This is a genomic window from Shewanella sp. AS16, assembly GCF_021412365.1.
GTDB lineage: Bacteria > Pseudomonadota > Gammaproteobacteria > Enterobacterales > Shewanellaceae > Shewanella > Shewanella salipaludis.
This window is the reverse complement of the sequence record NZ_JAKCLK010000003.1, coordinates 58,296-84,172: the sequence shown is the minus strand read 5'-3', so window position 1 is coordinate 84,172 and position 25,877 is coordinate 58,296. Positions and strand designations below refer to the sequence as shown.

The window sequence follows — 25,877 nt, the reverse complement described above, 5'->3', positions numbered from 1 at the left end:
CGAATAATGCGAACAAATTTCAATCAATAATATTTATTGCATGGAAGGGCGTCAGCTTCTGTCGCTCAGCGCCAGCTTGATGCCGAAAGACACGAACACTACACCAACGCTGCGATTCAGCCAGTGACCCATGGCGGTGCTGGCCTTGATCTTGCGGCTGGCGAAGGATGCCGAGATCGCCAGGAAGTGGCACCAGAGCATGCCATTGAAATTGAAGATGGCGCCGAGGAGGATGAAGGCCAACGCCTTGTCCGGCGCCTCGGGGGCGATGAACTGGGGCACGAATGCCAGGAAAAACAAGGCCACCTTAGGATTCAACACATTGGTGAAGAAGCCCTGCACAAAGATGCGCCGATAGGAGAGCGCCAACAGATGAACGGGCGCTTCGGTGGCACCGGCATTGCCTGGCTTGCGCTTGCTGAGCAGCAAGGCAACCCCGACATAGAGCAGATAGGCGGCGCCTATGAATTTGACCAGAGTGAAGGCCCAGGTAGAAGTCGCGAGAATGGCAGACAGACCCAGGGCCGCCGCCAAAATATGAATGCAGGTGCCGGCACCTATGCCGAGTGCGGCGGCCGAACCCGCCCGCCAGCCCTGGCTGGCGCTGCGCGCCATGATGAGCAAGGAATCCGGGCCGGGTGTCATGTTGAGCAACAGGCCTGAGACGATAAACAGCAGCAGATCTTGGGTTCCGAACATAATGTATTCCTTGGGCAGTTAATCCGGTTATGGAAAGACCAAGAGCGATAATTTACGCTTTAAATCGTCCCGAGACACGCAGAATTTGCTCATCTATTGCCGCAGGGCAGATGCGCGATCGCACTGTCGCTCTGGCATGGCCGCCCAGTCACGGCGACCCCGCACGCCAGTGCACTTACTCAACAGCCCTGGCTCAACAGCCCTGACTCAACAGCCTTGGCTCAACTGAAGTTTCCGGGAAAAGCCGGACGACGGGGGCGCCGTCCGGCCGAGGCTTGGAGCTTGGAGCCTGAAGTGACGGGTTACAGGCTAACCTCTCGATAGCCGAGGTTATTCTCGGGCTTTAACTCCCGCACAGGGCGCACTTCAACACAGCCGTAGCGCGCCGGGGGGATCTTGGCCGCCAGGGCGACGGCTTCGTTCAAGTCCCTGGCTTCCAACAGGTAATAGCCCGCCAGTTGCTCCTTGGTCTCGGCGAAGGGACCGTCGGTTGTCAGCAACTTGCCGTCACGCACCCGCACGCTGGTCGCCGTTTCCACCGACATCAATGGATTACCACCAAGAAAATGTCCGGATGCCTGCATGCCTTCGCCGCAGGCGATGCACTCACGATTGAGCGCATCCCACTGCTGTTGCGACATCTGGTTCATGGCGGTTTCCTGGTAATATACCAGTGCCAGATATTTCATTTTGCCTCCTGCATTGAGTTGAAACGTATATTTTAAGCCATTCCAGGAACCTGTTCTGTTACAGCTTGTAGTTGCTGTTGACCATCCAGGGGATCCCATAGGCGTCGACCAGCATGCCGAAGCCTTCGGCCCAAAAGGTCTCGGCGAAAGGCATCTGCACCTGCCCGCCTTCCGCCAAGGCGTCGAAGACGGCTTGTGCCTGTGGCAAGCCATCGATTTGCAACTGCACGAAGAAGCCCTGCGGCGCCAGGTAGCGGCCCGTTGGCGCATCCGACCCCATCAGCATGCCGCCACCGAAGGAGAGACAGGCGTGCATTATCTTGTCCTTGTCGTCGGCCTGAACGCCGGCTGCACCACAGCCGGCGTTGGTCTCCGGCATTGCAGGCATGTCGGCGAAACTCGCCATCATCTGGATCTTGCCGCCGAGCAGGCGCTCATAAAAGCCAAAGGCCTCACGGCAGTTACCGTTAAAGTTGAGGTAAGTGCAGGAACCGGTGGCTTGGTTATGCAGTTGGCCGAACACTTCCTCTGTGTGCTTTATCCCTTCACCCGGTTCGAAGTCTTCCAGTTCGAACATGCGCCTCAGCTCCAAACGGGCATTGCCGTTGGCGTCACGGCTCGGCCACTGCCGCATCCACGCCAGCGCTTCTTCCCTGTCCTTGACCTGGATGATGGTGTAACCCGCAACCAAGGCTTCAGTCTCTTCGAAGGGACCATAGACAACGCTGGGATCCCCGTCGGTAAAGCTGATGCGGGCTCCCTGGGCGCTGGGATGCAATCCCTGACCGTCCACCAGCACCCCGGCGTGCAGCAATTTCTCGTTGAATTTTGCCATGTCAGAAATCAGTTGATCACTTGGCATGATCCCTTGCTCTGTGTCTTTATCGGCTTTTCTGATCACCATAAATCTCATTGTCTTGCTCCTCTTGGGTTGGTTCTGCCCAATAGTCGAACCGGCGCAAACGATTTCGACACAGATAACAAAAATAATAAGAAAAATTGAGCTATTTTTTCTATCCGGCGGCTGCATCCCCGGATTTCCCGCGTCCGCCACACTCACACTCGCGCAGACGAGCATAGAGAAAGCGCTGCTCACTCGCCTGCCGGCATAGCGCCAAAGCGGCCCGGTAGTCGATGGCGGCCTCGCCGAAACGTTGCAGCCGGCGCAGCAGATCGGCCCTGGCGGCATACATAAGGTGATAGTCGGCCAATTCCCCCTGGGCTATGAGGTTGTCTATGAGGGCAATGCCGGCCAAAGGCCCGTCGGCCATGGCCACCGCCACGGCGTGGTTGAGGGCGATCACCTGACTCGGATAGCGCTCGAGCAGCAGCTCATACAAGCCGAGGATCTGGCGCCAATCGGTTTGCCGGTAGCTGACGGCCTCTGCATGGACGGCGGCGATCGCCGCCTGCAGGCTGTAATAACCGGCGCCGCCCGTCTGCAGCGCCTTGGTGGTCCAGTCTATGCCTTCGGCGATCTGGGTCTTATCCCACAGGGATCTCTGCTGTTGTTCGAGCAGCACCAGGTCACCGTCCGCATCGACCCTGGCCAGGCGACGCGAGTCCTGCAGCAACATCAAACCCAGCAGGCCCATGGCTTGGCTGCAACCTCCCGGCAAGAGCGCACACAGCCAGCGTCCCAGGCGGATGGCTTCGGCGCTCAACTGAGCGCAGAGCAAGGTATCACCCGAGCTGGCACTGTAGCCTTCATTGAATACCAGGTAGACCACCTGCAACACGGCATCGAGGCGGGTCTCGAGCTGCGCCAGTGGCGGGACTTCATAGGGGATGTTGGCGTCGCGGATCTTGTTCTTGGCCCTGACGATACGCTGGGCTATGGTCGGCGCCTTGACGATGAAGGCCTTGGCAATTTGCTCAGTGGTGAGGCCGCACACTTCCCTCAGGGTCAATGCCAACTGCGCCTCCCTGGACAGGGCAGGATGGCAGCAGACGAAGATCAACCTCAGCCTGTCGTCCTCTATCTCTGGGTCGTCCCAGGGATCCAGGCTGGCCGATTGCGATTCCAGCTCGGTCAGCTGCGGCAGGAGTTGCAGTTCGAAATGGCTGCGACGCCTGAGCTGATCTATCGCCTTGAAGCGGCCACAGGACACCAGCCAGGCCATGGGATTATCCGGTATTCCCTGCCTGGGCCACTGCTGCAACGCCGCCAGGCTCGCCTCCTGCAGCGCCTCTTCGGCCAGGTCGAAATCCTTGAGCAGCCGCAGCAGGGTGGCAAATACAGCCCTGGCATGCTCCTTCAGTATTCCTTGGATGGGGTCGTTCATTATGCCTTTTGCACTCGGAGGCAGACATGGGATACCTGAGACTAGCATAAAAATATGCTTGAAAATAAACCCAGAACATCGACCGGCCCTGCGGTGGGAATGAACCCGCCAGCACAGGGGTCACTCCCATTTCCACTCTTAAGCCAGAGGTCAGTCGAGGCGCTTGGAGAAACGCAGGCTGGCGACCGTGAGTCCCAGGCAGGTGAAGCCCAGCAGCCAGAGGGCATCGAAGCCGAGATCGCTCACCTGGGCCGCCCGCAGCACTATGGCGCGGGACATGCGCATGAAATGGGTCGCAGGCAACGCCTCGGCGATCCACTGGGCGGCGACCGGCATGGCCTCATAGGGAAACATGAAACCCGACAGCAAGATCGACGGCAGCAGGATGAATACCGTCATCTGCATCGACTGCAGCTGGGTCTTGGCTATGGTGGAAATCACCAGCCCCAGGGTCAGGCTGGCGCAGATGAACAGCATGGCGGCCAGCGCCATGGAATCCAGGCCACCGCGGATAGGCACGGCGAACAGCAGGTGCCCGGCACTCAGTATGATGCTCACCTGGATGAAGCCCACCAGCACATAGGGCATGATCTTGCCCAGCATCAGCTCCATGGGCCTGACCGGAGTGGTGATGAGAAATTCCATGTTGCCCTGCTCGCGCTCGCGCACTATCGCCGCCGAAGTAAACATCACCATGGTCATGGTCAGTATCACCCCCAGGAGGCCGGGCACTATGTTGACCACAGAGCGCTGCTCGGGGTTGAAATACTGCACCACTTCGAAACTGGGCACCTGGGTTTTCAGCTCCAAGTCCAGGACTTCGTCCAGTGGCATTTGTCGCAATGAGCGGATAGCCGCGGCCACCACAGTATCCGAGCCATCCACCAGCCATTGGCCGACGGGCTCGGCCAGATAATGGCCGCCTGCCACCGTTGGATGTTGAAGTAAGCGCTCACCCATATCCGGGGGCAGGTATAACACCGCCTTGACCTCACCCCGGGTAATGGCGGCTTCCGCCTCCTGCAGACTCGGGTATCTGGCATGAAAGTCCACCACCTGGGTGGCTGCCACCGCTTGGACCAGGGGGCGGCTATAGCCGCTGTCACTCAGGTCCACCAGCCCGGCTGGCAGATGACGGGCATCCGTGTTGATGGCATAGCCGAACAACATCAGCTGCGCCAGGGGGATCATCACTATCATGCCGAAGGTCATGCGATCCCGCGACAGCTGCCTCAGTTCCTTGATCATGATTGCCAGTATTCTCGCCAACATCTTAGCCAACATGACGGCCTCCGGTGCAAGTGACGAACACATCTTCCAGGCTGGGCCTGACTTCCGCAAGGCTCCTGCCAGCCACCCGCGAGCCCAGCCAGGCAACAGGTTCGGCAACATCGCTGCGCACCAGTACCCGCAGCCGGCTGCCGATCTGCGCCGCCGACAGCACAGCCTCCTCGGCGATCAGCTGTTGCTTGAGGGCACGCAGCCCCTCCCCCGCCACTTCCAGCACCCTGGCTCCCATGGCCGCCATCAATGCCTGTGGCGAGCCGTCGGCACGTTTGATGCCGCGTTCCAGAATCGCCAGACCATGACAACGCTCGGCCTCATCCATATAGTGGGTCGACACCAGTATGGTGGTGCCCTGGGAGCAGAGGTCGAATAACCGCTCCCAGAATTCACGGCGATTCTCGGGATCGACCGCCGAGGTGGGTTCGTCGAGAAACAAGAGCTCGGGTTTATGCAGAGTCGCCGCCGCCAGTGCCAGTCTCTGTCTCTGACCACCGCTCATGGAACCCGCCATCTGCCTCTCCTGTCCTTCCAGGGTGTAGAGTGCCAACAGCTCCGCCAGCCGCGCCTTGGCTTCGCGGCGACTTAGGCCGTAAATCTGAGCCACAAACTCCAGATTTTCCCGCACCGACAGATTCTCATACAGGGAAAACTTCTGGGTCATGTAGCCGATGCGGCGCCTCAATTTCTCTTCCGCCCCAGGTAATGTTTCCCCCAGCACCCGGATCTGGCCGGAAGTTGGCCGCAGCAAGCCGGTCAGCATGCGGATCGAGGTCGACTTGCCGCAGCCATTGGGTCCGAGAAACCCATAGATGCTGCCCTTGGGGATCGCCAGATCCACCCCATCCACTGCGGTCAAATCGGCAAACATGCGGGTCATGCCCCGGGTCTCTATGGCGAGTTCATGGCTCATCATGGCAACTCCACTTCCAACGCCATGCCTGTCGGCAGGTCCTGTCCCTGGGCAGAAATATCAATATCCGTCAGATACATGAGCCTGGCACGGTCGCGCTCATTCAGGGCATAGAAGGGGGTATAGGCGGGTTGACTGCGAATGTTGCGCACCACGCCATCGACCCGGGTATCGCGGCCATCGACATGGATAATGACCTTGCTGCCGGGCTTGACCCGCTCGAGCCAGGTGGCGGGCAAATACACCCGCACATAGGGTCTGTCGGTGGCGAGCAAACTCACCAGTTGGGTGCCGGCCGCTATCCTGTCCCCCACCTGCCAGGGCAAGATGTCGACCACGGCATCGCTGGCGGCCACCAAGGTCAAGTCCGCCAGCGCCTTGCGCTCCTGAGCCAGTCTGGCCTCGGCGGCGGCGACCGCGGCGCTGGCCTGTTCCAGCTGCTCGCTGCGGGTGCCATTTTCGAGCTCATTCAGGCTCTGCTGCGCCTCTGTCTGCCTGGCAATAGCCGTATCCCGCGCCGCCCTGGCCGCATCCAGGTCCGCCGCTGTCAGCACCTTGGTATTGAACAGGCGCTCAGTGCGCTCGAAGCCCTGCTTGGCCTCAGTCACACTGGCCCTGGCACCGGCCAACGCCGCCTTGGCGCGCGCTATGGCTTCGATGCGGGCACCGGTCGCCAACTCCGCCAGTCTGGCCTTGGCCTCGGCGAGTTCGGCAACCCGCTGCGCCACCCTGGCATTGGCCGCCGTCGCATCGAGGGAGAGCAATGCCTCTCCCGCGCCGACTCTCTGGCCCTCGACCACATTGACCGAGGCGAGCAACTCGCCCACAGGGGCCGTCAGCGTCAAACGATCCCGCTCCACGGTACCGAATACCCTGGGCGCCTCCTGGCTGCAGCCCGCCAGCAGAGCCAACATACAGATCACCACAGGTCTCATACCCGACTCCTTAGTTCCGTGTTGAATATGCCCTGGGTGAGCACCTCAACATTGTGTTCTACCAATAATTCCAGGCTTTGAGGGTCCAGCTGCAAGCCAAACTGGCGCATCAGCGCCGGAGGGGCGATCAGCGGGAAGACCATCAGACTCACCAGGCTTAACCTGGCCAAATCCGGGTTGACTCCCTCCCGCAGGTTGTCCCTGGTCATCAGTGCCCGGCCGAACCACTGGCGCGACAAGTCGATCACTTCAGTGAATACCGACAGCAAGATACGATAGGGTTCGCTGCCTTCACCTTCCTGCAGCACACGTATGATTAACCTGGGCAAGCCCGGGTTGGGGGCCATGGCGCGGTAATAGCTCAGCATCAGGCCGGCGAGATCCTCCGGCATCTGCTCTGCGGATAATGCCCGAAAGCGGGCCAGGACAGGCGCGAGAGTCTCACGCACCATGTGCTCAAACAACCCTGCCTTGGAGCCGAAGTAATAGCGGATCAGCGCCGCATCCACCCCGGCCTCGCGGGCGACTTCCCGGGTAGACACAGTCTGAAAATTGCGACTGGTAAACAGGCTAAGGGCCGCGGTGACCAACCTGGCGCGGGCATCAGAGTCCCCCTTGGGACGACCTGGAATGACTGACATGACAGACTCCAATAAAAATTCATCTACTGATGAATCATACTAGAGAACATAGACCACAAATGGCAGAAGTTAAATTCCTCATTTAACGGGAAATCGGGGAATTAATAGGGGGGCCGCACCGATGTCACAGCGCCAGATCCAACTGCGCCTGCCGGGTTTGCTCCTCTGTGGCGGTTGCCTGGCTCGCCAGACCGACCGAGACCCCCAGCAGGCGTATGCCACGTCCTTCCTGGCGGGACATGGCCTGCGCCAGCAGATCGTAGAAGAGTTTCACCGACAACTCGGTGCACCTGTGTTCTATGGTGGTCTGTTTGAAGTCACTGAACTTGAGCTTGACCACCTGCTTCTCGATTTGACGCCCCTTGGCACTGCGACCGACACGCTCGCCCAGTTCCTGCACCAGGGCCGGCATGACCCCATGGCATTGTTCCAGGGTATGTATGTCCTGCGCCAGGGTCGTTTCGACACCGACAGACTTACGCTCCCTATGGGGCGAGATGCCGCGTTCGTCTATGCCCCTGGCGCGCTCAATCAGCAAGGCACCGAACTTACCGAATCTCTGCAACAAGAGCGCCTTGGAAAAGGCCTGTACCTCGCCACAGGTATGCAGCCCCATGGCCGCCAGCTTCTCACTCGTGACCTTGCCTACCCCCGGGATCTTACCCAGGGGCAGGGTCTTGATGAATTCGGCCATGGCATCCGGGGTGATCACATACTGGCCATTGGGTTTATTGAGATCCGAGGCGACCTTGGCGAGAAACTTCACCGGTGCTATCCCGGCGGAGGCGGTCAGACCCGTTTCGTTGAAGATATCGGCACGAATGGCCTCGGCTATCCGGGTCGCCGATCCCTGGCAATGCGCGCTGTCGCTGACGTCCAGATAGGCCTCATCCAACGACAGCGGCTCTATCTGATCCGTATAGCGCAGCATGATGGCGCGGATCTGCGCCGATACGGCTTTGTAGACAGACATGCGTCCGGGCACCAACACCAGCTCGGGGCATAGCTTGAAGGCGTAGGCGGACGCCATGGCGGAACGTACCCCAAACTTGCGCGCCTCATAGTTACAGGTGCTGATCACCCCACGGCGATCGCTGCTGCCGCCCACCGCCAGGGGCTTGCCCCTCAGTTCGGGAAAGTCACGCATCTCCACGGCGGCAAAATAGCAGTCCATATCTATGTGAATAATTTTACGCACGGCCCAAGCCCCGTCTGTTGTCGCCCTCCCTTAAAGATACTGTATATAAAAACAGTGTTCAACAATTGGCGCGAGAAACCCATAAAAAAGGAGCCAAAAGGCTCCTTTCCATCCATGAGGCTCACACAGGCTTAGATCTTGAACTGAGCTATGTTGTCCGACAGCGCCTTGGACATGGTCTCAAACTGACGCAGGTTCTGTGACAGGTCTTCACTGGCGCTGAGAGACTCGTCGGATAGACCGCGGACATTCTCGACGTTGCAGGCGACTTCTTCGGCCACCACGGCCTGCTGCCCTATGGCGACGGTAATTTCCATGGTCTGCTGCTGAATCGCGCCTATGGCATCCTTGATACCGCTCAGCGCCGTCTCCACCTGGGTGGTGAGTTCCTTGCCCAGTTGTGCCTGCTCGACACCCGACTCCATCACCTGCTCCGCCTGGATGGCGTTCTGTTGCAGGGTCTGAATGATGCCCTGAATGTTGGCGGTGGAATCCTGGGTGCGGGACGCCAGGGTCCTGACCTCGTCGGCGACCACGGCGAAACCCCGGCCCTGCTCGCCGGCCCTGGCGGCTTCGATGGCGGCATTGAGCGCCAGCAGGTTAGTCTGCTCGGCGATGCCACGGATCACATTCAAGACTTCACCTATCTGCTCCGAGCTGGTCCTCAGATGCTTGATCACCTGGGCCGCTTCTATCACTTGCTCCGACAGGGACTCCATGCCCTGGGTGGCACGGGTCACTATGTTGGAACCATCGAACGACTGTTGCTGTGCCTGTTCGGCATACTCGCTGGCTCGGGTGGCACTGTGGGCCATCTCCTGGCTGGTCTGGGCCATTTCCGTGGCGGCGGTCGCCACTGAGGCGATCTCCGCCTTCTGCCTGGATACAGAGTCCAGCGCCTGATCGCACACCCGCATGGCACCCGACACTCCATTGCTCACATCCTGGGTCAGGCTGCGGGTCTCGAGCAACATGGCCTGCACCTTCTGGGCGAAACGGTTGAAGGCTTCTCCCAACTGGCCCAGCTCGTCTTCCCTGTCCATGTTGATCCTCTGTGACAGATCGCTGTCACCTTCGGCTATGTCTTCCATCGCCGTGAGCAACTTATTCAATTGACGTCGGAACGGCAGCAACATGAGCCACACGGTCGCGCTCACCAACAAGATGATCACCAGCGCCAGCAAGGACGCATCCCACAGGGCCGAAGTCACGGGCGCTTCTATCACCTCACGAGGCAACATGAAGGCCAGATGCCATTTCTGTTTGGGGTAATCGCCGCCGACGGCAACGAAACTCACCCGCTGCGGCACACCGCGATAGGTGACATCACCGAAACCCGTGGTCTTGGCTTGCATGGTGCGACTCAACTGGGCGAAACCCTGAGTGTCCTCAAACTGGCTGTCCACTTTCTGTGCCGGCGATCCCGGCGGGAAGGCCTCGGAAAAGCCGGGGAAATAAACCAGCTTGCCCTCATCCGTCATCAGGAAGGCCTGGCCCTGCCCCCTGTATTTGATCGGCGCCAACAGGTTCTTGCCTATGGTGTCGATCAGTATATCCATGCCGCCTATGCCGATGAACTTTCCCTGGGCATCCATGACGACCGTCTTGACTGTGGCGGAGATGGAGCCGTCGTTGGCATCCACCGCAGGGTCGCCGACAAACAGGCCATCCTTGTCTATCGCCTCCTGCCACCAGGGACGCTTGTTGGTGTAATAATTGGGGTCGCCATCGTAACGGCCATTGAGATCGAAATATTCGAAGGTGTTGGCCGAACCGAAGAACACGGACTTGATATCCGCGTCCTTGGCCGAGAAATAGTTGAAGTGTGCGATGATGTCCTTATAGCCTGCATCCGCCGTCAAATCGCTGCGCCTGGCCTTGTAGTCGCCGAACCAACGCAGGGTGCCGGGGGCGGAAAATACCGAGTGGATTATCTGTCCCTTGGCCACGAAATAGCTGCCGATCTCGTTGGCCTTGAGTTGGACCAAGGTAGAAATATCCGTGTCTACCTGTGCCCGGGTGCGATCGCTTTCCTTGGAGACCAAGAGTACAGACACCAGGGTCAGCAGCACTGCCAGTGCCCCAACCAGGGTCACCACTAATTGTAAACTCAGAGAACGTTTAATATATCCCATCGGCCATCCCATACTGGATTAGGTAAAAAACATTGTGTGCAAAACTGCGTGCCGCCAGAGCGGCAAACCACCCGCAATAACTTAACAATATTTATACATTATGAACAGGGAAGGACGACAAAAAATTGACCCGGATGGCGGACGGTTAAGGCAAGGTTGAGCGCGAAAGCCAAGGGGAGTAAGGGGCGCGAAGGCTTGGGGGACTTGCAGGCTAGCCTTTGATTCTTGATGAGTTTTTTGACTCGGCGGCAATATCACCGCCAAACATGGGAAGCCAGTGCCCGACCACAGCCAAACGGCTGTGGTCGGTAAGCTGTGGCCGGGGCTCAGGCTAGCATTGGCTCTGGAGGTAATTCTGTAATCCCAGTTTGTCGATGAGGCCGAGCTGTCTCTCGAGCCAGTACATATGATCCGACTCTGTATCTTCCAGCAGCACCTTGAGGATATTGCGTGTCTGATAGTCCTTCTTGGATTCGCATAGGGCTATGACTTCCCTGAGGTTATTGGCGACCTTATACTCATAGGCGAGATCGTTGTGCAACATCTGCTGCACATCCTCTCCTATGTTCAAAGGTTCGCGGCTGGCCACATCGGGTTTGCCCTCGAGGAATAGAATGCGTTGGACCAACTTGGCCGCGTGTTCCTTCTCATCGTCCGACTCGTGGGAGATACGTTCGAATAATTCGTTCAGGCCCCAGTCCTGGTACATGCGGGCATGCAGGAAATATTGATCCATGGCCGAGAGTTCACCCGTCAGCAGTCTGTTCAATGCAGCTATGATTTCATTGTCGCCTTTCATGCCCGGCTCCTATTCGTCTTCCATCTGAGATTGCAGGTAATTCTGGATCCCTGTGATGCGGATCAATTCGAATTGTGACTCGATCCAGTCCAGATGCTCTTCTTCATCCTCGAGTATTGACTCGAGCAGATCGCGGCTGACATAGTCACGCTCCGTCTCACACAGATCGATCGCCAGGCGCAGCAAAGGCAGCTGCTCTTCCTGCATCTCCTTGTCGCAAGCCAGCATTTCTTCACTATGTTCGCCGATACGCAGCTTATCCAGCTGTTGCAGGTTAGGCAGCCCCTCGAGAAACAGCACCCTCTCGACCAGCTTGTCGGCATGCTTCATGTCCTGGATAGATTTCTTGTATGCTTTCTCGTTGAGGCCTTCCAGCCCCCAGTTCTTAAACATGCGCGCATGGAGGAAGTATTGATTGATGGCGGTGAGCTCATAGGTGAGCATCCTATTGAGCTGGCTAACCACTTTGGGATGACCTTTCATCTGTGCTGTCCTTATTTCTGAGGCTAGAAAATGTCCAAGTCTACGATTCAAGCCTAGTTCAAATTAACAGCACACTCAAATTATCTTTATATTTCAACTATATGGTTAATGAAAACCATTATCATTGCTACTTAACTTCCTATCCGGGGCCGTTAGCCAATGGTCAATATCCGGCATAAAAAAACGGCCTCCAATGGAGACCGTCAGTGAGCTGCAAAGCGGAATCAGATAATTCTATCCTTTGCCAGTTTCTCGCGCCGTTCTTCTTCGGCGGCCATGCGACGCTTGCGCTTATCGCAGGGGTCGTCGCAATCGCAGGCCTTCTCTATCCCCAAGGCCCCCAGACCGCCACAGCTGCCTTCGACGGCCTTGTGTTTGATGAAATAACCGACAGACATCAACACAAAGAAGAGTAACAACACCACAAAGGCGGCAATAAAAGTGCTCATCATCAAACTCCAACTAAGGGTTCAGGAAAGGTGTAAACGCATCACTGTAATAGACCTTGAAGCCATCATCCTGCTTCTCAATCAGCATTATCGCCAAGCCTTCCCGTTTGGCAAGCTCGAGTGACGCTTCTGTGCCCAGCACCATCATAGCAGTTGCGAAGCCATCGGCCGTCATACAATTTTGGTGCAATACCGTGACCGAGGCCAGCCTATGCTGTATCGGATAACCGCTGCGGGGATCTATCAGGTGGGAAAAACGTTGCCCCTCTTCCTCATAATAGTTGCGGTAATCCCCCGAGGTCGCCATCGCCATGGTGCCAGGCTCTATGACCTGCTGCACGGCGCGGCCATCGTCGGACGGCTGCTCTATCGCTACCCGCCATGAGCTGCCATCTGCCTTGGTGCCTTTGACGCTCAGCTCGCCGCCGATCTCGACCAGATAGCCGGTCACGGCATACTTATCCAGCAAGGCGGCAATCTTGTCGACGCCGAAGCCCTTGGCTATCGAAGACAAGTCCACATAGAGATCGGCATTATGCTTGTTCAGCCTGTGACCCTCGATAGACAAGGAGTCTATGCCGGTCTTGGCCTTAGCCGCCGCGATTTGGGCCTCGGATGGAATATGCAGGGGTCGCTTATCCGGGCCGAAACCCCAGAGATTGACCAGAGGCCCCAGGGTGATATCCAGCGCGCCTCCTGTGACTTGGTGCAGGCGTATCCCCTCACGCACCACTGTCAGGGTATCGTCCGAGACTTCGACACTCTGCTGCAACGGCAACTGATTGAAACGGGATAACTCGGAGTCCTTCCTGTAGGTCGACATCTGATCGTTAACCCTTTCCAGGGACAGATCTATCTCGGCCTGCAACAATTGCACGTTCGGCACCTTGGCGTTGGGTACCAACTTGATGTGGTAGGTAGTGCCCATGGTGCTGCCGGACATGGCAATTTCTTCGGCAGTATGACTGCATGCCGAAATAAAAAAGGCCAGCCCTGTGAAGGCCAGCCATTTGACTGAATGCTTGAGCCCTGACTCGCCGAATAACGAAGTCTTAAATACACTCTGCAACGCTAAGGTCTTGAACATAATGACCTACAACTCTTTTATTGTGGCGCTCAATGCAAAAGTTGCAGATGTGAGCAACACTCAACATCTGCAACTTCATCATCTCGGGCCGATAAACATTAGCCGCCGAAATCATCCAGAAGGATGTTTTCGTCTTCGACACCCAGATCTTTCAGCATACCGATAACGGCCGCGTTCATCATCGGAGGTCCACACATGTAGAACTCACAATCTTCCGGTGCATCGTGGTTTTTCAGATAGTTCTCATACAGGACATTATGAATGAAACCTGTGTAACCATCCCAGTTATCCTCGGGCTGAGGATCCGACAGCGCCACGTGCCATTCGAAGTTATCGTTCTCGGCCGCCAGGCCATCGAAATCTTCGACATAGAACATCTCACGCTTGGAACGGGCACCGTACCAGAAGCTCATCTTACGCTTGCTGTGCAGACGCTTGAGCTGATCGAAGATGTGCGAACGCATAGGCGCCATACCCGCACCACCACCGATGAACACCATTTCCGCATCCGTGTCTTTGGCGAAGAATTCACCGAATGGACCGGAAATCGTCACCTTGTCACCCGCTTTCAGGCTCCAGATGTAAGAAGACATCTTGCCGCATGGCAGGCTCAGGTTACGCGGCGGTGGCGTAGCGATACGCACGTTCAGCATTATGATGCCGAACTCTTCCGGGTAGTTGGCCATGGAGTAGGCGCGGATAGTTTCTTCGTCTACCTTGGACTCAAGGTTGAAGAAACCAAAGTGATTCCAGTCGCCACGGTACTGTTCTGGTACGTCGAAATCGGCATACTTGACATGGTGCGCAGGGGCTTCGATCTGAATATAACCACCGGCACGGAAAGGCACAGACTCGCCATCCGGGATCTGCAGCTTCAGTTCCTTGATGAAGGTCGCCTTGTTATCGTTGGAGATAACTTCGCATTCCCACTTCTTGATACCGAAGATCTCTTCGTCCAGCTCGATTTCCATGTCGTTCTTGACATTGACCTGGCAAGACAGACGACAGCCTTTACGGGCATCGCCCTTGCTGATGTGATCCAGTTCGGTCGGCAGAATATCGCCGCCACCCGACTTGATCACCACACGACACTGGCCGCAAGAACCACCGCCACCACAGGCGCTGGATACGAAGATGCCGTTGTTGGCCAGGGCGCCCAGCAGTTTGCCACCGGCACCCGTTTTGATTGCTTTTTCAGGATCGTGATTGATGCCGATCGTGATATCACCGCTCGCCACCAACTTTGACTTAGCGAATAAGATCACTAACACCAAAACCAATACGATAACGGTAAACATACCCACACCGAGGTAAACCTCAAGCGGAGTAGAATTTAGAATATCCATTAACTTATCCTTAGAAGGTCCTATATAAGAAGCCGTCTGAGTGCCTCTTACAGAGACACACCAGAGAACGACATGAAGCCTATGGCCATCAGACCGGCGGTGATGAAGGTAATACCTAGACCACGCAATCCTTTAGGCACATCTGCATACTTCAACTTCTCACGGATACCGGCCATCAAGACGATAGCCAGTGCCCAACCTAAGCCAGAACCTATACCAAACACCAGGCTTTCGCCCAGGTTGTAATCACGTTCGACCATGAAAGAAACCGCACCGAAAATCGCACAGTTCACAGTGATCAAGGGCAGGAAGATCCCCAGCGCGTTGTACAGTGGCGGGAAATACTTATCCAGCGCCATTTCCAATATCTGTACCAAGGCGGCGATCACACCGATGAAGGTGATGAACTTGAGGAAGCTCAGATCCGCATCGGGGAAACCGGCCCAGGCCAAAGCCCCCGGAGCCAACAGGCCCTGGTAAATAACCTGGTTAGCGGGCACTGAGATAGCCAGTACCACAACAACCGCGATCCCCAGGCCCATGGCGGTGGTCACTTTCTTGGACACGGCCAGGAAAGTACACATACCCAGGAAGAATGACAGTGCCATGTTTTCAATGAAAACAGAGCGAATAAACAGACTGATATAATGTTCCATCGCGCTTACCCTTATGCTTCGACTTGCTCTGGCTTATAAGTACGGAGGATCCAGATCAGTGTACCGATCAGGAAGAACGCACTCGGCGGCAGCAATAACAGACCGTTAGGCTGATACCAGCCACCCTCAGAGATCTTGCGCAGGATTTCAATCCCGAACAATGAACCATTACCGAACAGTTCACGTATGAAACCGACAGATAGAAGGATGGCGCCGTAGCCCAAGCCGTTACCTATACCGTCCATGAAGCTCATCAATGGCGGGGTCTTCATCGCATAGGCTTCGGCGCGGCCCATCACGATACAGTTGGTAATGATCAAACCAACGAATACCGACAACTGCTTGGAGATACCATAGGCATAGGCCTGCAGTATCTGATCCACCACTATTACCAGGGAGGCGATGATGGTCATCTGCACTATGATGCGCACACTGCTTGGAATGTGATTACGGATCAGCGAGATAAACAGGTTGGAAAAAGCCGTTACCGCCGTCAGTGCCAGTGTCATTACCAGGGCAGTTTCCAGCTTACTGGTCACGGCCAGCGCACTACAAACACCCAGGACCTGCAGGGCGATGGGGTTATTGTTGACAATAGGTCCGGTGAGAACCTGCTTAAGTTCTTTAGCGTCGGCCATTAGCTCAACCCTCCGTTGCGTGCCTTTTCAATGAAACTCGCAAAACCTTCTTCACCCAACCAGAATGTCAGCGAATGCTGTACACCCTTACTGGTCAGGGTCGCACCCGACAGCGCATCGACACCATACTGAGTGCTGGCGACGGCCGGGTTCTTGGTTACTTTGATGGCCAGATTACCTTGCTCATCGAATAACTTCTTACCTTCCCACTTGGCGATCCACTTGGGATTCTGTACTTCGCCACCCAGGCCAGGGGTTTCACCCGAACCTGTGAAGTCGTAGTAAATCAGATTCTGAATGGTATTCATGTCAGGATCCAACGCCAGGAAGGCAAACATGGTTGACCAGAGGCCATAGCCTTTGATCGGCAGTATCACTGTCTTAACGACGCCCTGATCGTCATGCACCAGGTAAACCACGGCGTTATTGGCGACGCGTCTTACCGAGGCAATGTCATTTTCAGGCACGAAAGAGCTCTTGAGATCACGGGCCGCTTTTTCCTGATCGAAGGTGTTGCCGTCTATGCCATCGACAAACTCGCCAGACTTGAGGTCTATGACCTTGGCCTGAATATATTTGCCATAGGTATCCTGGATCTGGCTCTTGCTCAGAGGCGCTTCCTTGAGATTAACCAGGTTAGCCGCCTGCAGAATGTACTTCTGTTTATCCAGCAGTTTGTTTTCTGCCTGTGTCGGCTTGAGCATGACTGCCGCACCCGAAACGAAGATAGAACAGATAAGACATAAGCCAACAACGATAAATAGCGTTCTTCCGAACGAATCTTTATTACTAGCCACGAGCGATCCTCCGCTTGACGTTCGCCTGAACCACGAAATGGTCGAATAATGGCGCAAACAGGTTGGCAAACAGAATCGCCAACATCATGCCTTCAGGGAATGCAGGGTTGATGACTCGAATGAACACGGCCATGGCACCTATCAGGATACCGTATGCCCATTTGCCGTTATCGGTAAATGACGCAGACACAGGATCTGTCGCCATAAACATCATGCCGAAGGCGAAGCCACCCAACACCAGGTGCCAGTACCAAGGCATGGCAAACATAGGGTTGGTGTCGCTGCCGACGAAGTTCAGCAGGTAAGACACGGCAATCATGCCGACCATAACCCCACTGACGATGCGCCATGAAGCGATACGGGTGTAGATGATGACCAAACCACCGAGCAGGAGTGCCAGGGTAGAGACTTCACCCACAGAACCCGGGATGAAGCCCAGGAAGGCATCCCACCAGTTTTGATTGAAGGCATATTCCAGGTTACCGGCGGCGGCTTGACTCAGGGCAGTCGCACCCGAGTAACCATCGGCAACGACCCATGAGGTGTCACCCGACATATACAGAGGGTAGGCGAAGAACAGGAAGGCTCGACCGGCCAGCGCTGGGTTAAGGAAGTTACGGCCAGTACCGCCGAAGACTTCTTTGGCAACCACCACACCGAAGGTGATACCCAGGGCCACCATCCATAGGGGAATGGTCGCAGGCAGGGTCAGGGCAAACAGCACAGAGGTCACGAAGAAACCTTCGTTGATTTCATGGCCACGGACCGAGGCAAACAGCACTTCCCAGATACCGCCGACGGCGAAGGTCACCGCATAGATGGGCAGGAAGAAACAGGCGCCGTACCACATCAGGGTCGCCCAGCCGGCATCGGCGGTCAGCTCGGAGCCGAACAGGCCGAACAGGCTGACTTGCCAAACGTCAGGCGTCGCGAAACCTGCGGCCAGGGCTTCTTGCGCCTGGAAGCCTACGTTGTACATGCCGAAGAACATGGCCGGGAAAGTACAAGCCCAGACAGTGATCATCATGCGTTTCAGGTCGAGGTTGTCGCGAACATGGGTCTTGCCCTTGTTCACTTTACCCGGGGTGTAGAATATGGTGTATGCCGCTTCGAACAGGGCATACCACTTCTCGTATTTACCGCCTTTTTCAAATTGCGGCTCAATACGTTCGAAAAAATCTTTCAAGCTCATTAGCCTTCCCTCTCGATCGTATCTAAACAGTCGCGCAGGTATGAACCATAGTCATACTTGCCAGGACATACGAACGTACACAGTGCCAAATCTTCTTCATCCAATTCCAGGGCGCCCAGTGTTGCGGCACTGTCGAAATCACCCGAGATCAGATCACGCAGCAACATAGTCGGCAGAATATCCAACGGCATCACCCGCTCATAGTTGCCGATAGGCACCATGGCACGATCCGAGCCACCTGTGCTTGTGGTCATGTTGAACAGACGTGAAGGAGTCAAATGGCTGAGGAAAGAACGCGTGATAGAGAACTTGTCGCTGCCTGGCATTATCCAGCCGAACAATTCCTTCTCTGTGCCTTCTTCCAGCAGGCTGAGCTGCTGATGATAACGTCCCAGATAGGCATGAGGCCCAACTGAGGTACGACCATTGAGCACTGAACCCGAGATGATACGCACGTTGCTGCCGCTGGTTTCGCCGGCAGTCAATTCGGCCGTGCTGGCACCCAGTTGTGTGCGCACCAGTCTTGGCTTAGCCGCTTTGGGACCGCCTATGGCAACCACACGCTGAGTGTTCAGTTCACCCGTGGTGAACAGCTGACCCACGGCGATAACGTCCTGGTAGCCTATGTGCCACACGGTACGATTGGCGGAGGCGGGTTGTAAGAAGTGGATATGTGTTCCCACCAGACCCGCAGGATGCACGCCGGCAAATTCTGCAACTTGGGCATTGGCGGCTGGAATATCGGCACCCGGTGCTTTACAGAGGAAAACCTTGCCTTGAGTCAGTCTCGACAGAACCTGAAGACCATTAGCAAAATCATCCTTATGCTCACCTATCACTATCGCAGGATCGGCAGCCAGGGGCTGGGTATCTATGGCGGTGACAAAAATCGCCGCGGCAGAAGCATCTACGGCAGGAACTTTGCTGAAAGGACGAGTCCGCAATGCCGTCCACAGGCCCGATTCAATCAGGTTGTCACGAACGAGTTGCGGGTCGAGCGTCGCTAAGGCAGCGGCATCATACTTAGCAAAAGAAACGCTGTCGTCCCCTTCCACTTGAATGACGACGGACTGCAGCACACGCTGGGCGCCCCGGTTAATGTCTAATATAGTACCACTGGCCAAAGCCGTATATTTAACGCCAGGCGTTTTCTTATCTTCGAAAATTACCTGACCTTTTTGTACTTTATCGCCCACTTTGATCTTCATAGTAGGACGTAAGCCAATATACTCTTCACCCAAAGTAGCTACATGATTAATGGCTGGGCCATCATGGATAACTTGCTCTGGTCCGCCTGCTATAGGCAGTTCCAATCCTTTCTTAATTGTAATCATATCCACAAGCACTACGTTTTGAAGGAAAGACAATGCGCCGCATAGGTGCTAAAAAGTCCAGTTTTAAACAACTGAACTACCCGGCTGGCGCAGAATTTTTTATCACAGAAATGCGATCGCAATCACGCTGGTCGCGCGCATTTTACCCCAATTACTAGGCTATCGCCACGAAAATTATAGGAGTTTTCAAACCTAAGAAGCCCTTTAACGGGCCGCAATGACGCCGCCTTAGCCTAAGGTCGAACAAGCTCAAGGGCAGAACCCGGCACAAGCTCATATTGGCATTTGCACTTCACTATAGCATTAATTTTTAATGAATTAATTTAGCTGGAGGGCGACTAAGCCGGGAAGCGCCCCACATCCAGGGCTTTTGCAGCCGAAAAAACCTTGTCCCCGAGCAGGGAGCAGCCAGGGGGAGAATCCCTGCGCCGGCAGCTTTGCCTCCCCCCATGCCAGACAAACAAAAAGCGGCCTAAGCCGCTTCTTCGATTGTCTAACATCCGCCGGGTTACAGCTGACCCAGGATATCGTCACTCAACTTGAGATCTTCGTTGCGATTGACGCTGACCCCTGCGGCAATGATGTTGCGGGCTATGTCTTTGGCCTCGTCGAGCGAATGCATCTCATAGGTGCCGCATTGATACAGATTCAGCTCGGGGATCTCCGACTGAGCCGCGACCTTGAGCACATCTTCCATCGAGGCCAGCCAGGCGTCGGCCACCCTATGCTCGCTCGGCTCACCTATCAGACTCATGTAGAAACCCGTGCGGCAGCCCATGGGAGAGATGTCGATGATCTCGACACCGTCGCCGTTGAGGTGATCGCGCATGAAACCGGCGAACAGATGTTCCAGCGTATGTATGCCGCGCTCGCTGAGAATATCCTTATTCGGGGTGCAAAAACGTAGGTCAAACACTGTGATGGCATCGCCCTTGGGGGTCTGCATATGCTTGGCCACCCTGACTGCTGGGGCATTCATACGAGTGTGATCTACGGTAAAACTGTCGAGTAACGGCATAGGGGATCTCCGCGTTGCTATCGCTAATAAAAGGTATAGACAAACTGCCTGTCATCGCCTCGAGTCTAGCATAGACTCGATAGAACTTGTCCAGCAGACCAGAGGCATTCTGCCATGGCGCTTTTAGCCATGACCGCTTTTAACCATGGCACTTGGGGGAACTAGGCACAGTGTCCAGCGCAGCCCATTCACCCTGGGTATAAGTATGCATGGTCAAGGCATGTACGCCACCGGCCAGCTCCTGCGCCAGACAAGTGTTGACCGCCCTGTGGCGGCCGAGCAGCCGCTGGCCCTCGAATGCCGCCGACACTATCACGACCTTGAAATGGGTCTCGGAATTGGGCGGCACATTATGCATATGGCTCTCGTTGATCACCTCCAGATGCAGGGGGGATAAGGCGGCGGTGAGCTTCTCTGTGATGCGTTGCTTATAGGTAACTGACATGACTTGGCCCTCTAAGGCATGAAACTAATGGCGGCAGAGTACTGGGTCCTCCGGCAAAGATCAAATGAGGAAAACTCAGCTTGGCCAAGGCCCTGAGCGGCCCGTTCCAGGCGCCGTTGGCGTTAGCCCCCGGCATGGAAATCCACCAGCAAGTGCCTGAAAGTAAAGTTGAGCCTGGGCTCAGTGACCTTGAGGCGCTTGGGCAAGGCATGCTCCCACTCCTGCTGCATGGGCCAATGCATCAGCAGCAGATCGCCCGCGGCGAGGGCGAAGCTCATCTTCTGCTGGGTCTGCTTGTGGCGAATGACGAAGTCCCGGGTGGCCCCCAGGCTGACCGAGGCTATGGTCGAATGAGGGGCGATTTCTGTCTCATCGTCGCTATGCCAGCCGACCGTCTCGCTGCCGTCGGCGTAGCAGTTGACCAGGACACCATTGAGCCTGAGCCCCATCTCCCGCATCAGCTTATGCCGCAACTTATTCGCATATTTGGGCCAAGGCAGGGCTTTGACCAGATGCGAAGAGAAGAGGTAATCGCAGCCGTCATCACCGAACCACGCCTGGGAACGGGGAATCTTATAGCGTTGGCCATAGACGCGAATATCCGGACTGCTGAGCGGGTAGCCTTTCGCCTCTTCGTATAAGGCGGCCTGCTGGGCGGGGTTGAGGTAGCCGGGGACATAGGTCACGGGCGCCACCACTCGCTCCGGCTCCGCAGCCGACGCAGGTCCGACAGCCTGGGGCCAGTCAAAAGCTAAATCTTGTTGTCGCATGGCTGTGCCTGCCCTCTATTCATGCTCCAGCCTTCTACTCACGCTGCCCACCTCTATTTTCTCCTATGTCTGCCCTGCTTGTCTCTCAGGCTTAAGCATCGCGCTTTTCAAGCGGATCTGCCATAATCTGCGCCTCATTTTTATTGGTGCAGTGTGGCATATGACAACAAGATTTTCAGTAGCGGGTATTGAACTCGAACTTTTACGCTACCCCAGCCGGCAGGAGTCAAATCTGCAGGCCTGGGATGCCGCGGATGAACACTTGATCAAGCTGCTGACTGAAACCGGCCAAACTCAGGTCGCCACAGGCATAATCAACGACAGCTTCGGCGCCTTGAGCTGTGCCCTGTCACGCATGGATGCTGCCTGGCCCCTGTTCATAGAAACCGACGCCAAGACCAGTTTCCTGGGGACCCAGCAGAATCAACAAGCCAATCAGCTGTCCATGGGCAATCTCCACTGGCTCAACAGCCGCGACACCCTGCCCGCCGGACTGGCACTGGTGCTGATGAAGCTGCCGAAAAACCTCAACTATTTCGCCCACCAGCTGGTGAGGCTATCCCAGGTGTTACCCCAGGGCACCCGGGTGTTGATAGCTGCCAAGGCCAAGTCCATCAACGCCGCCCTGCTGACGCTGTTCGCCAACAACCTGGGCCCGGCCAGTGCCAGCCTGACCTGGAAGAAGACCCGGGTGATAACCTGTATCGCCGACGGCAAGGCCCGTGAGCTGCCGCAGCCAAGTCGCTGGCACATCCCCGAGTTTCGGCTCGAGATAACCAATCTCAGCAATGTGTTCGCCGCCGGCAAACTGGACATAGGGGCCCGCATCATGCTGGACAACATGCCCGAGGGGAATTTCGAGTCGGTTGTCGATCTCGGCTGCGGCAATGGGGTGCTCGGCCTGAGGGCGGCACAACTCTATCCCCAAGCCAAGATCCACTTTATCGACGACTCAGAGATGGCGGTCGCCTCGAGCCGGGCCAACTGGCACCTGAACCACTTGGATGCGCAACACGCCGCCTTCCATTGGGACGACTGCATGAGCCATCTGCCGGAAGACATAACACCGGATCTGGTGCTCTGTAATCCGCCGTTTCACCAGGGTGAAGCCATCACAGATCACATAGCCTGGCAGATGTTCCTCGATGCCCGGCGCCGCCTGAAGGACGGCGGACTGTTGCAGGTGGTAGGCAACCGCCACCTTGGGTATCACATCAAGCTGCAGCGATTGTTCAAGAACTGCACCACGGTCGCCTCCAACGGCAAATTTGTGATCCTCCAGGCCAGGAAATAGCTCATGGCCGCAGCCAATCCCAAGGCGGCCGGGGGCCAGAGTGCAGCCTTGGCTTGGCTCGACTATCTTTAAACAGGCCGACTTCCCACACCAGGACGAACTATGGCGACAGAAACGCTTCCTGTAATAGGTTGGCGCGAATGGGGCGTTTTCCCGGACATAGCGAATGAAAAAATCAAGATAAAGGTAGACACGGGTGCCAAGACATCCTGCTTGCATGCCTTTAAAATCAAACCCTTTCAGCGCAATGAATGCCCATGGGTGCGGGTTTGGCTGCACCCTGAGCAACATTCGGATCGCGCCGTCATCTGCGAGTTCCCAGTCCATGACAGGCGCCAGGTCTCGGACTCGGGTGGGCATAAACAGCTGAGATATGTGGTTAAGACCCGCTTATTCCTGGGGCCGCACCAGTTCGAGCTGGAATTGACCCTGACCAACAGGGATAACATGAAGTTCAGGATGTTACTGGGGCGCAGAGCCCTCGACGGCCGTTTCCTCATAGATCCCGCCGCCTCCTATTTGACCGGCAAACCTCAGCCAAACTGACGGGCACAGCTCAGTCGTTATCCTTGCCGGCGGGCGGGGCAAACAACAGCCTGAGCCGCTGCCCGACACTCAGGCCTCTGGCCGAGGCCTCACTCAGCATGTCGCGCCATTCGCCGAAGGTGACCTTTAGGGGGTTGAAGCTATGCACCGGCTTGGTGATGCCGTATTCGACCGTTTCGCCCTCGGGCTCGTAGCTGCCGAACAGCTTATCCCAGATGATGAGGATCCCGGCATAGTTCTTGTCTATGTATTGGGGATTGCGGCCATGATGCACCCTGTGATGGGATGGGGTATTGAACAGCCACTCCAGCGGCCCCAGCGTCCCGACCGCCTGGGTATGGACGAAGAACTGCAGCCCCAAGTTAAGCAGCACGACAAACACCACCCAATTGGGATCGAAGCCCAGCACCACCAGCGGCAACCAGAACAGCCACATGCCGGCCAGGGGGTACATCAGGCTCTGGCGAAATGCCGTGGTGAAATTCATCCGCTCCGAGCTGTGGTGCACCACATGGGCGGCCCACATCCAGCGCACCCTGTGACTGGCACGATGGAACCAGTAATAGCAGAAGTCCTGCGCCACCATGAGGGCGATGAAGCTCAGGATATTCATCTCGAACTCGAACAATTTCCAGCCGAACAACCAGAGATACAGCTTGGCGAGCAGCAGGCCCGTGAGCAGATCCGCCCCCTGATGCAAGCCGGCCAGGGAAAAGTTGCAGAGGACCTCGGGCAGGCGATAGTCCGCCGATGCCGGCAGCTTGCGGCGCCGTATCCCCAGAAACCATTCGAGCATGATGCAAACAAAAAACAAGGGTGCCAACGCCAGCAACAGCATTTCCGGGTGGCTTATCAGTAAATCAACATCCATTTCTTTTTCCTGGTTCTTCCTGTAGCGGGTGTATGCCCATGAGCGCCTCGCCCACGGTCACAGCCTGTTGAAATAAGCGGCCATGCCGGCCGGTGGCAAAGCTCTGCCCCGACAAGCTTAAGCACAGCCCAAGCCCAAACGGGCGACGGTTACCAGAGCGCATAGTGATCTTCACTCAGGCCGAGCACCCTATCCAGCCGGTACTCGCGGCCATTGGTGTCTGTGAGACGGCCACGATAATGGCCCAAATATTGGCGAAAATTACTCTTGAGCAACCAGAGATTGAGTTTCTCGCTGCGGCAATTGCAGGGGGAAAAATACAGCTCGACCCGGCCATCGTCGGAGAAGATATGCCATTCCTGCGCGGCGGCCCCCGGCTCTTGAGCGGCGCGGTGACGGTCGAATTCGAAATGCACAGGGCCGAGCAGATGACGCTCGCCATTGATCCAGAATACATTTTCTGTCATGCCGGTTTCATTCACTCCGGCGGCGAGATTCAGCCCCAACACCCCCTCGGCGATACTGGCGTTGACCGAAGCCCAGCGCCAACTGGTCTGACGCCGCATGTAGCCGGCGGAAAAGTCATACCCTGCCAGCGCCCGATTGAGCGGCTGCGGCTCGTCGTCGATAAACAACTGCCCCTTGGGGCTGAGGCCATTATGTTTCTGGGTATAGGTCCAGCCGTTGTAGGCCGTCGGGCTGCACATGGCCAGGGGCAGGCTCAATCGCGGCGCCTGCAGCTCCAGCTCGGCGCGGATCCTGGCGGTGTTCAGCGTCAGCCGCCACTGGCCATGGCTGATGTCCAGGATGATCTCCCCCTTGCCACTGCAAATATGGCTGCGGCCCGTCAGCGGCGAAGGCGTCATGGCGTACCCCATACCCGGCGGTTTGAGCCAGGCGACCTCGGTCAATTTGTCGGCCTTGATGTCATACAGATAGCAGAAGGCGCTGCCGACATAACGTATGTCGGCCAGTGCCACGCCGATCACATAGTTGGGGGTCACCAGGCTGACGAACTGGAACTGCTTGAAATGAAAGTGCTTGGCCAGACGGGAGGCCGGCTTGTCCATCACATCGAAATAGGCGAAGTGTTCGAGCCCAAGGGAAGAAATGATGCCATCGAAGTGACCGAATTGCGGCCTGCCATCGACCGACATCAAGCACTCGGGCGCTATCTGGGTCCGGAAGTCTTGCATCTACTCTTGCTCAGCGTAATAGTGGCGAGCATCTGGGCGCTCGGGAATATTGAACTTTTACTCTAACCTGAAGTGCGCCGGTTGAACAGGGGCCGGGGAAGATTTGTTGCTATTTTGTAACATGATTTTTACCGCTCACTGCCGTCCCCCGCATACATGGGATAAACCCAGGCCGGC

General features: G+C 56.4%; 27 protein-coding genes. 2 read left to right on the top strand and 25 right to left on the bottom strand.

The annotated features are described in order from the left end of the window. Positions 1-51: 51 nt before the first annotated feature. The 23 genes from LZP73_RS08975 to LZP73_RS08865 form a co-directional block, all read right to left on the bottom strand. Positions 52-699: a LysE family translocator gene (locus tag LZP73_RS08975; protein WP_234234415.1), complete on the bottom strand. Its 648-nt coding sequence runs from the start codon at positions 697-699 to the stop codon at positions 52-54. A 302-nt stretch (positions 700-1,001) separates the two neighbouring features. Then, positions 1,002-1,388: a YciI family protein gene (locus tag LZP73_RS08970; RefSeq protein WP_234234413.1), complete on the bottom strand. Its 387-nt coding sequence runs from the start codon at positions 1,386-1,388 to the stop codon at positions 1,002-1,004. Positions 1,389-1,446: 58 nt separating this feature from the next. Continuing rightward, positions 1,447-2,301, bottom strand: a complete 855-nt coding sequence (locus LZP73_RS08965) for a YciI family protein (protein ID WP_234234411.1) — start codon at positions 2,299-2,301, stop codon at positions 1,447-1,449. 100 nt (positions 2,302-2,401) lie between these two features. Then, positions 2,402-3,673 (bottom strand): RNA polymerase sigma factor, encoded by a 1,272-nt coding sequence (locus LZP73_RS08960; protein ID WP_234234409.1) that lies wholly within the window; start codon positions 3,671-3,673, stop codon positions 2,402-2,404. Between the two features lie 150 nt (positions 3,674-3,823). Beyond that, complete coding sequence (locus tag LZP73_RS08955) at positions 3,824-4,945, bottom strand: ABC transporter permease (RefSeq protein WP_234235243.1); 1,122 nt, start codon at positions 4,943-4,945, stop codon at positions 3,824-3,826. Between the two features lies 1 nt (position 4,946). Beyond that, positions 4,947-5,870: an ABC transporter ATP-binding protein gene (locus tag LZP73_RS08950; protein ID WP_234235242.1), complete on the bottom strand. Its 924-nt coding sequence runs from the start codon at positions 5,868-5,870 to the stop codon at positions 4,947-4,949. Next, complete coding sequence (locus LZP73_RS08945) at positions 5,870-6,805, bottom strand: HlyD family secretion protein (protein WP_234234407.1); 936 nt, start codon at positions 6,803-6,805, stop codon at positions 5,870-5,872. The genes LZP73_RS08950 and LZP73_RS08945 overlap by 1 nt, the downstream gene beginning before the upstream one ends. Further along, positions 6,802-7,446 carry a TetR/AcrR family transcriptional regulator gene (locus LZP73_RS08940; protein WP_234234405.1) on the bottom strand — a complete coding sequence of 215 codons (645 nt, stop codon included), beginning with the start codon at positions 7,444-7,446 and terminating at the stop codon, positions 6,802-6,804. Before LZP73_RS08940 ends, LZP73_RS08945 begins: the two co-directional genes overlap by 4 nt. 124 nt (positions 7,447-7,570) lie before the next feature. After that, on the bottom strand, positions 7,571-8,644 hold the full coding sequence (gene dinB / locus LZP73_RS08935) for a DNA polymerase IV (protein ID WP_234234403.1): 1,074 nt from the start codon (positions 8,642-8,644) through the stop codon (positions 7,571-7,573). 131 nt (positions 8,645-8,775) lie between these two features. Then, positions 8,776-10,779, bottom strand: coding sequence for a methyl-accepting chemotaxis protein (locus LZP73_RS08930; RefSeq protein ID WP_234234401.1), 2,004 nt, complete (start codon positions 10,777-10,779; stop codon positions 8,776-8,778). Between the two features lie 331 nt (positions 10,780-11,110). Beyond that, entirely contained in the window at positions 11,111-11,578 is a 468-nt protein-coding gene (gene bfr / locus LZP73_RS08925) for a bacterioferritin (RefSeq protein ID WP_234234400.1), read from the bottom strand. 9 nt (positions 11,579-11,587) lie between these two features. Then, on the bottom strand, positions 11,588-12,061 hold the full coding sequence (gene bfr, locus LZP73_RS08920; RefSeq protein WP_234234398.1) for a bacterioferritin: 474 nt from the start codon (positions 12,059-12,061) through the stop codon (positions 11,588-11,590). A gap of 224 nt (positions 12,062-12,285) precedes the next feature. After that, positions 12,286-12,510: a (Na+)-NQR maturation NqrM gene (gene nqrM, locus LZP73_RS08915; protein WP_234235241.1), complete on the bottom strand. Its 225-nt coding sequence runs from the start codon at positions 12,508-12,510 to the stop codon at positions 12,286-12,288. A gap of 13 nt (positions 12,511-12,523) precedes the next feature. Further along, positions 12,524-13,597, bottom strand: a complete 1,074-nt coding sequence (locus LZP73_RS08910; protein WP_234234396.1) for an FAD:protein FMN transferase — start codon at positions 13,595-13,597, stop codon at positions 12,524-12,526. A 98-nt stretch (positions 13,598-13,695) separates the two neighbouring features. Further along, on the bottom strand, positions 13,696-14,943 hold the full coding sequence (nqrF, locus tag LZP73_RS08905) for an NADH:ubiquinone reductase (Na(+)-transporting) subunit F (RefSeq protein WP_234234394.1): 1,248 nt from the start codon (positions 14,941-14,943) through the stop codon (positions 13,696-13,698). A 47-nt stretch (positions 14,944-14,990) separates the two neighbouring features. Then, positions 14,991-15,599 carry an NADH:ubiquinone reductase (Na(+)-transporting) subunit E gene (gene nqrE, locus LZP73_RS08900; protein ID WP_234234393.1) on the bottom strand — a complete coding sequence of 203 codons (609 nt, stop codon included), beginning with the start codon at positions 15,597-15,599 and terminating at the stop codon, positions 14,991-14,993. An 11-nt stretch (positions 15,600-15,610) separates the two neighbouring features. Continuing rightward, complete coding sequence (locus LZP73_RS08895; protein ID WP_234234392.1) at positions 15,611-16,237, bottom strand: NADH:ubiquinone reductase (Na(+)-transporting) subunit D; 627 nt, start codon at positions 16,235-16,237, stop codon at positions 15,611-15,613. Next, positions 16,237-17,034, bottom strand: a complete 798-nt coding sequence (locus tag LZP73_RS08890) for a Na(+)-translocating NADH-quinone reductase subunit C (protein WP_234234391.1) — start codon at positions 17,032-17,034, stop codon at positions 16,237-16,239. Before LZP73_RS08890 ends, LZP73_RS08895 begins: the two co-directional genes overlap by 1 nt. Then, the gene (locus LZP73_RS08885) at positions 17,027-18,226 is read right to left on the bottom strand and encodes an NADH:ubiquinone reductase (Na(+)-transporting) subunit B (RefSeq protein ID WP_234234390.1); all 1,200 of its coding nucleotides are present in this window, start codon (positions 18,224-18,226) and stop codon (positions 17,027-17,029) included. The genes LZP73_RS08890 and LZP73_RS08885 overlap by 8 nt, the downstream gene beginning before the upstream one ends. After that, the gene (locus LZP73_RS08880) at positions 18,226-19,560 is read right to left on the bottom strand and encodes a Na(+)-translocating NADH-quinone reductase subunit A (protein WP_234234389.1); all 1,335 of its coding nucleotides are present in this window, start codon (positions 19,558-19,560) and stop codon (positions 18,226-18,228) included. Before LZP73_RS08880 ends, LZP73_RS08885 begins: the two co-directional genes overlap by 1 nt. 508 nt (positions 19,561-20,068) lie before the next feature. After that, positions 20,069-20,578: an S-ribosylhomocysteine lyase gene (gene luxS, locus LZP73_RS08875; RefSeq protein ID WP_234234388.1), complete on the bottom strand. Its 510-nt coding sequence runs from the start codon at positions 20,576-20,578 to the stop codon at positions 20,069-20,071. Positions 20,579-20,717: 139 nt separating this feature from the next. Further along, a complete protein-coding gene (locus LZP73_RS08870; protein ID WP_234234387.1) occupies positions 20,718-21,023 on the bottom strand; it encodes a BolA family protein in 306 nt (101 codons plus the stop codon). A 122-nt stretch (positions 21,024-21,145) separates the two neighbouring features. Next, entirely contained in the window at positions 21,146-21,793 is a 648-nt protein-coding gene (locus LZP73_RS08865) for an alpha-ketoglutarate-dependent dioxygenase AlkB family protein (RefSeq protein WP_234234385.1), read from the bottom strand. Positions 21,794-21,953: 160 nt separating this feature from the next. On the opposite strand from LZP73_RS08865, the gene LZP73_RS08860 reads away from it, so the two are divergent. Next, complete coding sequence (locus LZP73_RS08860; protein ID WP_234234383.1) at positions 21,954-23,087, top strand: methyltransferase; 1,134 nt, start codon at positions 21,954-21,956, stop codon at positions 23,085-23,087. 102 nt (positions 23,088-23,189) lie between these two features. After that, entirely contained in the window at positions 23,190-23,633 is a 444-nt protein-coding gene (locus LZP73_RS08855; protein WP_234234381.1) for an ATP-dependent zinc protease family protein, read from the top strand. A gap of 10 nt (positions 23,634-23,643) precedes the next feature. Here LZP73_RS08855 and LZP73_RS08850 read toward each other — a convergent pair whose 3' ends face one another. Both LZP73_RS08850 and LZP73_RS08845 read right to left on the bottom strand, forming a co-directional pair. After that, positions 23,644-24,504 carry a sterol desaturase family protein gene (locus LZP73_RS08850; protein ID WP_234234380.1) on the bottom strand — a complete coding sequence of 287 codons (861 nt, stop codon included), beginning with the start codon at positions 24,502-24,504 and terminating at the stop codon, positions 23,644-23,646. Positions 24,505-24,653: 149 nt separating this feature from the next. Beyond that, a complete protein-coding gene (locus tag LZP73_RS08845) occupies positions 24,654-25,700 on the bottom strand; it encodes a DUF2804 domain-containing protein (protein WP_234234378.1) in 1,047 nt (348 codons plus the stop codon). Positions 25,701-25,877: the final 177 nt, after the last annotated feature.